The sequence below is a fragment of the Oleiharenicola lentus genome, assembly GCF_051660365.1.
GTDB classification, from domain to species: domain Bacteria; phylum Verrucomicrobiota; class Verrucomicrobiia; order Opitutales; family Opitutaceae; genus Lacunisphaera; species Lacunisphaera lenta_A.
Window position 1 is genome coordinate 2,690,584 of the sequence record NZ_JBOZXB010000001.1, and the last position, 13,578, is coordinate 2,704,161.

Genomic DNA, 13,578 nt, shown 5'->3' on the forward strand with positions numbered 1-13,578 from the left:
CGCGCTAATCATGGGGGGCTCTTTTGAATTTTGCGGAGCGCACTGTGGCTAGCGTGCTCCACCCAAAAGGCAGAGTTGCCAGCAGGTGGGACCGTGGCTAACCACTTCGCGCGATGCCGGACTCCGCCAAAGCAGTTTTCATATCGTATGCTTCGCAAGACGCGGAGGTGGCGCGGCGCATTTGCGAAGCGTTGCGCGCGGGTGGCGTGGACGTGTGGTTTGACCAGAGCGAATTGCGCGGCGGCGATGCGTGGGATCAAAGTATCAAACGGCAGATCCGCGAATGCTCCTTGTTTTTGCCCGTGGTGTCGGCGGCGACGCAGGCGCGGCGCGAAGGGTATTTCCGGCGTGAATGGAAACTCGCGGTGGAGCGCACGCACGACATGGACGACGGCGTGCCGTTCCTGCTCCCGATCTCGCTCGATGGCATCAATGAATCGGACGCGTTCGTGCCTGAGGCGTTTTTGCGGGTGCAATGGACGAAACTGGCCGCGAAGGAAATTCCGGCGGGCTTTGTCAGCCGGGTGCGTAATCTGCTCGAAGCACCCGCGCCCGTGCGCGCGAGCGGCGGCGGTGTGCTGCCGCCCTCTGGCAGTATCGGGAGCAGCCGCCACGGCATGCCGGCGTGGGCGAGGGGAATCATCGGCGTGGCGGGAGTCGCAGTGGGGCTGATTTTTGCGGTGCGTGGAGTCTGGCAAGGTCAGAAGAAAAAATCGCCGCCGGCTCCTCCACCGACTGCCGTGGCCGCCCCTGCCACCACCTCGAAAGGAACCGATGGACCAAAGCTCACGGCTTCGCGGCTCGCGCTCGCGCGGTTTGAAAATTTAACCGGCGATCCGAAACTGGACAACGTCGCCCGCATGATCGAAGGCGAACTGGTGCGCGGGATCGCGGCGGCGCCGCACGTGCGTTTGTTGCCGGTCGACGCGGCAGGCCGTAGTGCGGCTCGCGAGGCGGCTCGAAAGGAAAATGCCGCATCAGTTATCCTCGGCACGTATTTCCGTGAAGGGGCGAATCTTGCGATCAGTGTCGAGATTTTCGTGGTGGAAGAGGGCACCTCGATGGGCACGCTCGGTCCGGTGATCGTGCCAGAAAGCGTGCGCGGTGACGTATGGACGGAGTTCGTGGACCGATTGACCACGGGTGCCAATAATGTCGTCGCGAATCTTGAGACGGAACCGCTGCGGCTTTCGGGGTTGGTTTACACGCGTCCGTGGCCGCGCTGGTCCGTCGCGCAACAGTTGAACGTCTTGCGCGCGGAGCAGAATCGAAAATCCGAGGCGGAGATGCTCGCGGCGTATCAGGCGCTGCTGGCGAAGAACCCGGAATTGCTGAAAGCAAAAGTGGAGACGGCGCGGCTGTTGCGGGGGATGAATCGTCCGGCGGAAGCCGAGAAAGAATTTAATGAATTACTGGCGATGCGTGCGCAGCTCTCGCAGTCGGAGATTTTTGAAATCACTTACGATCTGGCGCTACTGCAAGGCGATCCCGAGGTGGCGCTGCAAGCGGCGCGTGGGATGCTGGGCATCCGCGACACGCGCACGGAGATCACGCAACTGCTCGCGTGTTTGTGGGCGCTGAATCGTCCGCGCGTGGCTTATGAGGAAATCGAGGCGTGGTGGCAGCGCTTGAAGCCGCGGGTGCCGGTGGATCAGCAGTTTTTTCCGCAGGTCGGCGTGTATGCATCGCGGATCGCGGCGGAAATTTCCCATGGTGATTTGGTGGCAGCGGAGAAACACGCTGCGGAGTTGCGCGCCTATGGTGCGGGCCGGCAAATCCCGACCGTGACTTGGGTGGATGCGCGCGTGCAGGCCCTGCGCGGCAATATGGCAGGGCTGAAGAAAGTGCTCGCAGAAGCCGGCACGTTGCCCGGTTCGGCGCGCGTCGAGCCGGTGTCGATCGCCCACTACGCGTATGGAGTGTTGTTGAACGCCGGGTTCCCGAAAGAAGCGGAAGAAATGCAGGCGGTCCTGCTGCAACGCTGGGCGGATTTGCCGGAAAGCGTGCGCAATCGCGATGACTACGCCGAGGTCGCGTGGCAGGTGGCGATCGCGGAAAAGCGCTACGACTACATCTATCAAAAACTCGACGACTTCCTCGCGCGCAAAGTGGGCTCGCCGCTCGATTTGCTCGGCTACCGTGCGCTCACTTATTTAAAACAAGGCAATGAATCCAAATGGCGCGAGCTCGACGCGGAGCTGGCGAAAATGGATCTGCGCAACACGCGCGGCATGACGTTCTACTGGCGCGCGCGTCTCGCCGCGGCCAATGGCGAAAAGAAACGCGCAACAGATCTCCTTGAGCAAGCCGTGGCGAACGGTCTTTGGTTCCGCAGTTTTCAAGGCGGCATGTCGGACCTTGGGCGCATCGAACCGGAGTTTGCCGGCTTGCGCGGCTACGCGCCTTACGAGCAACTGCTTAAGCCGAAGGATTGAAATTCGCGTGTCTGTTTTTTATCGCGCGGAGCGTTTTAATTCAGACGGTTTTTCGAGTTCGGTGAAATCGCGACCGCCATGGCTGCGGGCGGTGACGCGAGTAAACTCTGCTCCGAGAAATAAAATCTGGGCGGCATAGTAACACCAGAGCAACAGCGCGATGGCCGAGGCCGCGGCGCCATACGCCGACGTGAGGCTCGTGTGGGCAAGGTAATAACCGAGCAGGCTTTTGCCGACTGTGAAAAGTGCGGCCGTCACCACCGAACCGAGCCACACGTGCCGCCATTGCACATCGGTATCGGGGAGTAATTTGAAGATGAGCGCGAACAGCGCCGTGATGACAATGAAAGAAATCGAGTTGTTGAGAAACTGGAGCGCGAACACCGGCAGATGGGCTGAGCTGAAAAAATGCGCCCCGAGAAAACTCAGCGCGGCGCTCGCGATGAGCGACACCATAAGCAGGAATCCCGTGGCGAGCACGGAGATGAAAGAAAACAGGCGCTGCTTCAGCATGTCGCGAAATTCCATTTTTTCATCGCTGTGCACGCGCCAGATGGAATTAAGCGCGACCTGCAGATGATAAAATACGCCGAACGCGCCGAACAGCAGCGTCGCGCCGCCCAGCACCGTTGCGATGACGCCCTCGCGCTGCCCCACCGGATCTTGAATTGATTCGAGCAGTTTGCCCGCCGAGGCCCCGGTGAGTCTGGAAATCTCACCGATCACGGTTTCACGCGCATCACCTTCGCCCAGAAAGAAACCGGCGACTGCGACCGCCAGCACCAGCAGCGGAGCCACTGCGATCGTCGTATAAAACGCCAGTGCCGCGCCCAGGCGCGCGACGTTGTCGTCAATAAACGCCTTGAGCGTGCGCCAAAGAATTTTCCCCGTGCGCGAAAAAATCCCCAGCTGCATGCGCACCGGTTCGGAGACGGCAGCTTTGGAAATGGGAGATTTTTTTTTAGGCATGAAACAGAGTGGTCTATCTGGAACTCAGGAAATCAGGAAAGGATCGGGCCAATGAATGATGGGGCAGGGTTCCTGATTTCCTGAGTTCCAGATAAAAAAGTTAAGCGTTACACGATCGAGCTGGCCCACGCGGGGACTTCAATGCTGCGTTCCTGGCCGTAATCGGCCACCAGGTTTTCCAACCAGGGTTTATTGCTGCTGCAGTTTTTCAAGCGGACGAAATTTTTGCCGCCTTTCGTTTCGATCACATAATTGGCGCTTACGCGGATAGGGACGGTTTCGCCCCGCAGCAGGCACGAGCCTTCCACGGTTTTATTTTCGGAATCGATTTTCAAATCACGCACTTCGCCGTAACGGGCGATGAGCGTGTTGACATACGATTGGGCGGCGCGGCTGGACAGGGCATCTTTGGCGGCTCGGAACATGTTACTACAGATGCTGGGCAGCGCCTGATGTTCCTCAACAGGCACAGTCGATTCCATTACCCGGGCTTCGGGATTGGCGCTAGCGGGGATGGGGAGAGGCAGGGCACTGCGTTCGGTAATCTGCCCGATGTTCGATTCACGCGGGGTGGTGTATTGTCTGGGCAAGCTACTCGAACAACCTCAACTCCCAATTGCCATGATCTCCACCCTCGCCCTCGTCCTCCCTGTCGCCGCTGCCGGCTGGTCCCTGCTCTATCTTCTCTTCGGTGGCGGCCTATTCGGTGCCGTCGTGATCTTCGTCGTCGCCAAGATGCTCGGCAAATAAGCCCGGTTCTTTGCACACCGCTTAAAAATTCAACGCCTACTCTCGTTATGAAAAAGCAAACCACCTCCTCGAACTCTGCCAGCCTCAAGCGTGCAGGTGCTCGCTTGCTCTCCGATGTGACCGCTGTTCCGAGTCGCATCCACCATCATGTGATCAAACCACTCCAGACCAGCACGGGTCGCAGCTATCGTGCCGCCCGCCGCGTCATGGAGCCCATGACGGCGCCGACGGTCGGCAGTCTGGCTACGTTTATGGCCGCAGTGTTCGGCCTCGACGATCGTAAGCAGCACACGGCCTGATCAACACCTTCACTTTGTCACCCTGCGCAAACAGGCTCTGACGAAATTAAAAGAAAGCCCGGGCGCGTGAAGTCGCCCGGGCTTTTTTGTTTTCTGAATTTGTAGGGCGGGATCGCCGATCCCGCCTCTCGGAGATGGTTCCCGATCTCCGCACCGCGTTTTTATTCGAGTGTCGCTCGGCGTCGGTGCGGAGACCGACGCCCACCTCACTTACTTCGCGACTGCGCCCGGGATCGTGCCGGCTTTGATGATGAACATTTTTTCCGGATTCAGGTGCTGCTTGATGGCGCCGTTCACTTCGGAAAGGGAAACGGCGTTTACCTTCGTCGGGTATTCGTCGAGCCAGCTGATGTCTTTGCCGCGATTGACGGCATTTTGCAGGGCTTGCGCCATGCCTTCGGTCGTCGCGAGCGCGATCTTGAAGGAGCCGGTGAGGTTGCCTTTGTGGTCCTCGAGTTCTTTTTCGGTGACGCCGTTGGCATACCATTCGCCGAGATGCTTCTGCGCGGAGGCGATGCCTTTATCGAGCAAGTTGGGCGCGAAGGTGGCGGTGACTTGAAAATCGCCATCGTTGAACATGTCGTTCGTGAGGTTCGAATAGATGCCGTAAGTTAGGCCCTCTTTTTCGCGCGTGGTCTTCATCAAGCGTCCGGAGAAGCTCGCGCCGCCGAGCACGGAAGCGCCGACGCGCAGCGGGATATAATCCGCTTCGCCATAACGCAGCCCTGTCGTTTGACCGATGATGATGTTCACGCTGGTCTTGTCCGGCATGAAGACATCGTGCACGCGCGCGGAATCGGTCGGCGTGGTTTTGGCGATCGCGAGCGCGGCGCTGCCGCCGCTCCAGCCTTTGAACGCGGTGGTGAGTTCCGATTTCACTTGGTCGGCGTTGATATCGCCCACGGCGACGACCGTGAGGTGAGCCGGGCCGTAGTGGGCGGCATGGAATTTTTTGAGATCGTCGACGGTGGTTTTGTTCACGGCGGCAATGCTCTCCTCGACGGTGGCGTTACGATTCGGGTGACCCGGCGCGTAGGCGGCGCGGGAGAACTCGTCCGATGCGCGGAAGGCGGTGCTTTCGAGCGCGCGTTGCAGGCCGCCGACGCTTTGCTTCTTTAACTTTTCCAATTCCTCGGCGGAAAACGCCGGTTCGCGGAGTTGCTCGGCGAGCAATTTTACGACGAGCGGCACGTCTTTTGCGAGGCAGCGAGCGTTGAATTCGAGCACGCCGGTATTGACCGAAAAACTGATCGAAGCACCGACGGCGTCGAGTTGGTCGGTGATGGCGGCTTTATCTTGTTTCAAAGTGCCCCGATCGAGCATACCGCCGACGAGGGTCGGGAGCATGGAATTGTCGGCGGGCGCTTTGTTGTCGCCGGCGGGGAGGGCGCCGCGGAGATAGACGACGTCTTTGACGCCGGTCTTGTAAGCGATGAGTTCGATGTCGCCGATTTTCGAGCGCACGGCATTCGAGGCGATTTGCGCCGAGCCGGAGACAACCAAGGCGGCCGCGAGGAGAGAGGAGAAAATGTGTTTCATGACGAAGTGATGATTGAGGGTTTACTTCGAGGCAGCCGCTTCGGCGGGTTTAGCTGTGGCCGGTGCCGGGGGTTTCGGAGCGCCGGGGACGATCGGCACGAACCAGCCGGTGGTGCTTTGGTTTTCGTTGAAATATTTTGCGACGACGGCCTGCACCATGGCGGGCGTCACCTTTTTATATTTCTCAGGCAGTTGGACATAATTCTGCCAGTCGCCGACGGCGATGTCTTCATTGATGATGCCGGCGATGCTGAACGAGCCGTCGCGCGAGAAGGCGACATCGGTGAGCAGCTTGGCCACGGCAGCGTCGGTTTCCTGCTGAGTGACGCCGTCCTTTTTGATTTTTTCGATCTCTTCGATGATGATTTTTTCAACCTGTTCGTGTGTCGCGCCGGGAGCGAGGGCCGCGAAGATGATGAAGAGGGTCGGATCCTTGAAGTAGCCGTTGTAAGGCGAGACGCTGGTCGTGAGGCTCTTGTCGGTGAGCGCGCGATAGAGGCGGCTGTTCTGGCCGTCGCCGAGGATGTTGCCGAGGACATTGAGCGTGGCGAAATCATCGTGCAGGCCGCCGATGGATTTGTAGCCGATCGCAGCAACGCCGAGTTGGCCGGCGCGTTTGATCGTGACGCGACGCGGGCCGGTTTGCTCGGGCTCTTCCGTGTAAACTTGCGGGATCGGCGTGGGCGATTTCGGAATCGCGCCGTAATATTTTTTGACGAGGCCGAGCGCTTGCTCGGGCGTGAAGTCACCGAGGACGGTCACCGTGGAATTATCGGGCCAGTAATACGTGTTGTAGAACGCCTGAAGTTTTTCGATGGAGACTTTTTCGATGTCGGAGCGCCAGCCGATGGTGGAATGGTGATACGGGTGCGCTTGGTAAGCGGCGGCCATCATTTCCTTGATGAGGGATTGGAACGGGGAATTTTCGCCGCGCTCGAATTCGTTGCGCACGACGGTCATCTCGGGCTTGCGCTCGGCGTCGTCGAGGATGAGGTTGCGCATGCGGTCGGCTTCCATGCCGATGACCATGTCGAGGTGCTCGCTGCCGAGGGTCTGGTAATAGTTGGTGCGGTCGAGCCAGGTGGAGGCGTTGTATTGCGCGCCGGTTTTTTCGAGCAGGCGGTCGATGATCTGGCCGTTGGCCTTGTTGTAATTTTTCGAGCCTTTGAACATCAAGTGCTCGAGCAGATGGGTGGCGCCAGTCGTGCCGGTGACTTCGTCGCGCGAGCCAACGCGATACGTGACCATGAACGTCACCACCGGCGCGGAGCGATCCGGCATGAGGAGCACTTGGAGGCCGTTGGAATTCAGCGTGTATTCGTCAATGCCGCCGAGCGACTTGACGTGAGTGTAGCCTTCGACGGCGGGAGCGGCTTGGAGTGTCGCGACCGAAAGGGCGAGGGCGAGAAGGGTTAAGGAACGTTTGAGCATGATGTTTGGAGGGGATGTAGCGTGGCGACGGTAGCAGAGCGGCGTCGGCTTTGCCAATCCGCCAAAAGCACTAATCCGAAGGAAACCCCTTCATCGGGCTTTTTCCGGTAGGTGTTTCGGACGCTTTGCCAAGAACGAAGGTTGGAACGCTTGGTCGGAGCGAGTGTGCTACACGCTTCTACTCTCTCCGTTTCTCCCTTGCCTGCAGAAAAATCCACCTCACGCGTCAGTGCCAGTGCTGCCGCTGCCTCGAAACTGCCATCGGCTAAACCGCTCGCTTCCAAACCGTCCGCGCCGAAGACGGCTCAGCCGTTCGAGGGTATGGGCGCGATTATTCTGGAACGCGGCGTGGGTTTTCGCGTGTGGGCGCCCAACGCCAACTCCGTCAGCGTCGTCGGCTCTTTTAACGAATGGAAACAGCATCCGCTCGTGCAGGAAGACGGTGGCATGTGGGCCGGCGTGGTGTTGACCGCAAAATTCGGTGACGAATACCGCTTCGAGCTTCGCTGCGAAAAAAACAAATTCACGCGCATCGATCCATGGGCGCGCAAAGTGACCAACTCGGTGGGCAACGGCATTGTGTGGCAGGCGCCGGCACCCAGCGCAGACGAAAAACGATTTCAGCCGCCGACGATGGACACGCTCGTGATCTACGAAATGCACATCGGCAGTTTCCACACGCAACCCGGCCAACCGGGCACGTTTGCGTCGGCGATTGAGAAATTACCCTATCTGCGCGACCTCGGCATCAACGCGATCGAAGTGATGCCCGTCGCGGAATTCGCGGGAGATTTTTCGTGGGGCTATAATCCTGCGCATCCGTTCGCGGTCGAAACCGCTTACGGCGGCCCCGAGGGCTTGCTGGCGTTCGTGCGGGCCGCGCACGACCACGGCATCGCGGTGATTCTCGATGTGGTCTATAATCACTTCGGCCCGAGCGATCTTTCGATCTGGCAGTTCGACGGCTGGAGCGAAAACGACATGGGCGGCATCTATTTCTACAATGACTGGCGTGCCAATACGCCGTGGGGCGACACGCGTCCCGACTACGGCCGCGACGAAGTCCGTCGCTACATCCACGACAACGCGCTGATGTGGCTGCGCGACTACGGTATTGATGGCCTGCGCCTCGACATGTCGGTTTACATCCGGACGTTCAAAGGCAATCACGGCGACCCGGATGATGATTTGAAAGAGGGCTGGAGCCTGCTCCAGTGGATCAACGAAGACATCCGCAAAGAATTTCCGCGCACGATCACGATCGCCGAAGATTTAAAGAACAGTGAATGGATCGTGAAACACACGGGCGATGCCGGCGCAGGGTTTCATTCGCAATGGGATGCCGCGTTCGTGCATCCCGTGCGTGAAGCGATGATCGTGTCGGACGATTCACAGCGTAACCTCGACGCGGTCGTGGAAGCGTTGCGCAACCGCTACGATGGCGATGCGTTCAAGCGCGTGGTTTACAGCGAATCGCATGACGAAGTCGCGAATGGCAAAGCGCGGTTGCCGCACGAGATCGCGCCCGGTTCAGCCGACAGTTTTTTCGCGAAGAAACGTTCCGTGCTCGGGGCGGCACTCGCGCTGACTGCGCCGGGTATCCCGATGTTGTTTCAAGGTCAGGAATTGCTTGAAGACGAGTGGTTCCGCGATGTAGTGCCCATCGACTGGAGCAAGCAGGAGAAATTCGCTGGCATTAACCAGATCTATCGCGACTTGATCGTGCTGCGTCGCAATCTCAGTGGTGTGAGCGCGGGATTCACCGGCCAGCACATCGAGGTCAATCACGTGAATCATGAGGCCAAGGTCATCGCTTTTCGCCGCTGGCGCGAAGGCGGTGCGGGTGACGATGTCGTCATCGTCGTTAATCTTTCAAGTCAGCCGCTGAATGACTACGTTGTAGGCGTGCCAACGGGTGGACTTTGGAAGGTGCGCCTGAACAGCGATGGCAAAGCTTACTCGCAGGAATTCTCCGACCATCCCGCGGTCGATGTCGAAGCGGCCGCAGTGCCAACCGATGGTTACACCCATCAGATCAAGACCGGCATCGGCGCGTATTCGCTCGTGATTTTTTCGCAGGACAAGGCGTAGCACGGGCGCCTGTCTTGAGGTTTAAACGAGCCGGCCCGCCCGGAGGTCGGGCCCTGCCTTACTCTGCGGGCGGCAGCGTAAAGAAAAACGTCGCGCCTCTGCCGGGTTGGGCTTCGGCCCAGATGCGACCGCCGTGGCGGTGGACGATGCGTTGCACCGTCGCGAGGCCGACGCCGGTGCCGGGAAATTCTGCCGCGGAGTGCAGGCGCTGGAACGGCGCGAACAGGCGCAGGGCGTGGTTCATGTCAAAACCGGCGCCGTTATCGCGCACGAAAAATGCCGGCGTGCCGTCGGCTTGGTGCACGCTGCCGAACTGCACGCGCGCGGCACCTTGCACTTTCGAAGAATACTTCCACGCGTTGGACAAAAGATTTTCCAGCACGGCGGTAATGAGGCCGCGATCGCAGGTGGCGGTGAGTTGCGGCGTGATGGTGAGTTCGACCTGGCGCTGGGGGTTCTGCACCGCGAGGCCGTTGCAAATCCGCGTGACGAGATCGCTCAAGTTGACCGATTCGCGGTTCAGTTCGCTGCGCGTGACTTGGGAGAGGCGCAGCAAATCCTCGATGAGCGAGCCCATGCGCGCGGATTCTTCGAGGATGCGCGAGAGGTGGAGGCGCGAGGTCTCGTCGAGATTCTGCGAAGCGTCGAGTTGCAGGATGCCGGCAAAGCCCTTGATGGCGCGCAACGGCGCGCGCAGATCGTGGGAGACGGAGTAGGAAAAGGCTTCGAGTTCCTGATTCGCGGAGTGCAGTTGCGCGGTGCGATCGCGCACGCGTTTTTCGAGTTCCTGATACACCTGCACATTTTCCATCGCGACCGCGGTGGTGTTGGCGAGGGCTTGGAGTAACTCGATTTGCTCGGGCGTTGCTTGATGGCGCGAAGCCCAATAATTGCCGATGGCCCCGATAGGCGCGGTGGTGCGGATCGGCACCATCACCAGACTCTTCACGAACGTCGGGCGGTAAGCGTCGGCAGGGATGCGCGCGTCGGCGTAGATGTCGTCGATGACGGCGGACTGCCGGTTAAGCATCACCCAACCGCTGATGCAGGTGCTCAGCGGGAAACGCTGGCCTTTCCAGAGCGGCGAAATGGCATCTTCGTCGACGTAGTGGCAATGGTCGCCATCGCGCAGCACGAACGTGGCGCCGTCGGCGCCGGTGAGTTCACGCGCGGCACGGCGCACAATTTCGCGAATCGTTTCGATGTCGCGCGCGAGGGAAAGCGATTGCACGGCGGCGACGAGCACTTGCGTGCCGCGTTGTAAACCGGACGCGGGCGCAGCGGGCTTCGGACGATCGAGCACCTGCCGAATGCTGGCGGGAAGTTTTTCGAGTTCGTCTTTGACGATGTAGTCCGCCGCGCCGGCGGTGAAGAGCACGCGCGAAGTGATGCGATCGCCAGCCCCGGTGACGCAGATGAACGGCGTGCCGGGTTTCTTGAGCGTCACGTGATGCAACGCGGCAATCGCGCTAAAGCCGGGCACGCTGCTATCGGAGAGGACGAGATCGAATTTCCCCGTCGCGAGCTTGTCGCAAAAATCATCCGGCTTATCGACGACGACCAAGCGCGCATTGACGCCGTTGCGCACCAACATCTGTTCGATCAGGTAGGCGTCCGTGGGACTGTCTTCTAAGTGGAGAATGTTGAGCGGACTCATGGCGTGGCTGGGCTGGAAATTTTTTTGAAGCGTCCCGGCTGCACAGCTTTCTTTTCACAGCAGAAACCAAGCCGCAACGGCAAACCCCCTCTCTAGGGTAAAGGCCCCGTGCGCGCAGCCGCCGATGGCGACACGGTTACCGACGCCATGCTCGCGGCTTGCGCGAGGCTGAATCCAGCGTTTGCTCGGCGCATGCATCTCTTTTCCCGAAAGGTTGGTTTGAGTGTGTTGATGGCCTGGACAGCGTTGACCGTGTTTGCGGCGGGCCGTCCGATTACGGTCGATGATTTAATGAAAATTCATCGCGTTTCCGATCCGCAGTTGTCTCCCGACGGTCAATGGGTCGCGTATGTCGTGGCCGACGTCGCTTACGAGGAAAACGCCACTAACAGCGATATCTGGCTCATTTCCACCGCAGGCGGCGAACCGCGCCAGCTCACCAATTCGCCGAAACACGATCGTCACCCGCGCTGGTCGCCCGACGGCAAGTGGCTCGCCTTCGAATCGACGCGCGACGGCACCTCGCAGATCTGGCTCATGCCTGCGACAGGCGGCGAGGCGCAGAAGCTCACCTCGATTTCCACGCAGGCGTCGCAAGCCGTTTGGTCGCCGACCGGCGACAAACTCGCGTTCGTCTCCGCTGTGTTTCCGGAGTTTTCCGCGAAACCCTTCGCGGAAGCGGACAAGTTGAACAAAGAAAAATCCGACGCCCGCACCGCCTCCAAGGTCAAGGCGCGCGTCATCACGCAGCTGCTGTATCGCCACTGGGATTCGTGGGTGGACGACAAACGCAAACACCTCTTCGTCGTAAATGTGAAGGACGGCGCCGCCGTCGGCGAACCACGCAACGCGACCCCCGGCGAAAACGACGCCGTGCCGACTTCGTCGACGTTTAGCGAAGGGGATGATTTCGCGTTTTCTCCCGATGGAAAATCGCTGGCGTTCACTGCGCCGCATCACGTCACGCGCGAGCAGGCGTGGAACACGAATCACGACATCTGGCTCGTGAATCTCGAAAGCGGCCAGAAGCGCCAGCTCACGAACAATCCCGCGGCGGATACATTCCCGCGTTTCTCGCCGGATGGAAAAACCGTCGCGTATCGCGCGCAGGCGCGCCCCGGTTTCGAAGCCGACAAATGGGAACTCCGCGTGCTCTCGCTCGCGAGCGGCGAAAACTGGAGCCTGACCAAGGAAGTCGATATTTCCGCGCACGCCTTCACGTGGAGCGCCGACGGCAAACGCCTCGTATTCGACGCCGAGGAAAAAGCCACGAAGCCGCTGTGGACGGTCGACGTCGCCACCAGCAAACTCACACAGGTCGTCAACGGCGGCGTGAGCGGTGAGTTCAGCCTCGCGCAAGACCCGCGCTTCATGGTCTTCACGCAATCAAAACTCACCCGCGCGCCCGAAGTGATGATTCACAACTTCGCCGACGGCACCACGAAGCCGCTCACGCGCACGAACGACGCTCTGTTCGCGCAACTCGATTTGCCCGAGCCGGAATACGTCACTGTGAAAGGCGCGGGCGGCGATCCAGTGCAGATGTGGATTCTGCGTCCGCCGGGTTTCGATGCGAAAAAGAAATACCCGCTCGTCTTTTGGGTGCACGGCGGCCCGCAAGGCGCGTTTGCCGACTCGTGGTCCACGCGCTGGAACGCCGCCGTCTGGGCCGCGCAAGGTTACGTGATCGCGCTTCCGAATCCGCGCGGTTCGACCGGTTTCGGCCAGAAATTTACCGATGACATTTCGAAGGATTGGAGCGGCAAAGTGTATGAAGACCTCATGGCCGCGCTCGCGCACCTGGAGCAGCAACCCTACATCGACACCACGCGCATGGCGTCGGCCGGCGCGAGTTACGGCGGTTACATGATGAACTGGTTCCAAGGCCACACGACGAAGTTCAAGACGCTCGTGACGCATTGCGGCGTGTTTGATTTCTCCAGCATGTATGGCACCACCGAGGAGACGTGGTTCGACGAATGGGAACATGGCAAGCCGTGGGAAAATTCCGAGCAGGAGAAATTCTCGCCGCATCGCTACGCCGGAAATTTCAAGACGCCGAATCTGATTATCCACAACGAACTCGATTTCCGCGTGCCGATCAACCAAGGCCTTAGCCTCTTCACTGCGCTGCAACGCCAGGGCATTCCTTCGAAGCTGCTCTATTTCCCTGATGAAGGCCATTGGGTGCTCAAGCCGCAAAACTCCCGCCTCTGGCACGACACCATCTTCGACTGGCTCGCGGTGTATTTGAAAAAATAAAACTCACAACGGTAGGGCCTGACCTCCGGGCAGGCCGTCAGGAATCTCGATTGCACGCGGCCCGCCCGGAGGTCGGGCCCTACCAATTAAGCATCCTAGGGTAGGGGCGGTTATCCCTAACCGCCCTCGCGTTGACCGCGCTATC

At 59.8% G+C, this 13,578-nt stretch carries 10 protein-coding genes; 5 read left to right on the forward strand and 5 right to left on the reverse strand.

Annotated features, from left to right (window positions below; translation table 11 throughout):
• Positions 1-113: 113 nt before the first annotated feature.
• Positions 114-2,435, forward strand: a complete 2,322-nt coding sequence (locus tag ACRRQW_RS10230; protein WP_438481254.1) for a TIR domain-containing protein — start codon at positions 114-116, stop codon at positions 2,433-2,435.
• An 18-nt stretch (positions 2,436-2,453) separates the two neighbouring features.
• Here ACRRQW_RS10230 and ACRRQW_RS10235 read toward each other — a convergent pair whose 3' ends face one another.
• Both ACRRQW_RS10235 and ACRRQW_RS10240 read right to left on the reverse strand, forming a co-directional pair.
• Positions 2,454-3,404: a YihY/virulence factor BrkB family protein gene (locus ACRRQW_RS10235; protein ID WP_438481255.1), complete on the reverse strand. Its 951-nt coding sequence runs from the start codon at positions 3,402-3,404 to the stop codon at positions 2,454-2,456.
• A 107-nt stretch (positions 3,405-3,511) separates the two neighbouring features.
• Positions 3,512-3,829, reverse strand: a complete 318-nt coding sequence (locus tag ACRRQW_RS10240) for a hypothetical protein (RefSeq protein ID WP_438481256.1) — start codon at positions 3,827-3,829, stop codon at positions 3,512-3,514.
• A 196-nt stretch (positions 3,830-4,025) separates the two neighbouring features.
• Here ACRRQW_RS10240 and ACRRQW_RS10245 point away from each other — a divergent pair, with 196 nt between their 5' ends.
• Positions 4,026-4,154: a hypothetical protein gene (locus tag ACRRQW_RS10245; protein ID WP_438481257.1), complete on the forward strand. Its 129-nt coding sequence runs from the start codon at positions 4,026-4,028 to the stop codon at positions 4,152-4,154.
• Between the two features lie 47 nt (positions 4,155-4,201).
• The gene (locus ACRRQW_RS10250) at positions 4,202-4,453 is read left to right on the forward strand and encodes a hypothetical protein (protein WP_438481258.1); all 252 of its coding nucleotides are present in this window, start codon (positions 4,202-4,204) and stop codon (positions 4,451-4,453) included.
• A gap of 210 nt (positions 4,454-4,663) precedes the next feature.
• On the opposite strand, the gene ACRRQW_RS10255 is transcribed toward ACRRQW_RS10250, so the two are convergent.
• Both ACRRQW_RS10255 and ACRRQW_RS10260 read right to left on the reverse strand, forming a co-directional pair.
• The gene (locus tag ACRRQW_RS10255) at positions 4,664-5,992 is read right to left on the reverse strand and encodes a M16 family metallopeptidase (protein WP_438481259.1); all 1,329 of its coding nucleotides are present in this window, start codon (positions 5,990-5,992) and stop codon (positions 4,664-4,666) included.
• Between the two features lie 21 nt (positions 5,993-6,013).
• On the reverse strand, positions 6,014-7,423 hold the full coding sequence (locus ACRRQW_RS10260) for a M16 family metallopeptidase (RefSeq protein WP_438481260.1): 1,410 nt from the start codon (positions 7,421-7,423) through the stop codon (positions 6,014-6,016).
• A 198-nt stretch (positions 7,424-7,621) separates the two neighbouring features.
• Between ACRRQW_RS10260 and ACRRQW_RS10265 the strand changes: the two genes are divergently transcribed.
• A complete protein-coding gene (locus tag ACRRQW_RS10265; RefSeq protein ID WP_438481261.1) occupies positions 7,622-9,514 on the forward strand; it encodes an alpha-amylase family glycosyl hydrolase in 1,893 nt (630 codons plus the stop codon).
• Positions 9,515-9,572: 58 nt separating this feature from the next.
• Here ACRRQW_RS10265 and ACRRQW_RS10270 read toward each other — a convergent pair whose 3' ends face one another.
• On the reverse strand, positions 9,573-11,171 hold the full coding sequence (locus ACRRQW_RS10270) for an ATP-binding protein (RefSeq protein ID WP_438481262.1): 1,599 nt from the start codon (positions 11,169-11,171) through the stop codon (positions 9,573-9,575).
• Between the two features lie 192 nt (positions 11,172-11,363).
• Here ACRRQW_RS10270 and ACRRQW_RS10275 point away from each other — a divergent pair, with 192 nt between their 5' ends.
• The gene (locus tag ACRRQW_RS10275) at positions 11,364-13,433 is read left to right on the forward strand and encodes a prolyl oligopeptidase family serine peptidase (RefSeq protein WP_438481263.1); all 2,070 of its coding nucleotides are present in this window, start codon (positions 11,364-11,366) and stop codon (positions 13,431-13,433) included.
• The last annotated feature ends 145 nt before the right edge of the window (positions 13,434-13,578 follow it).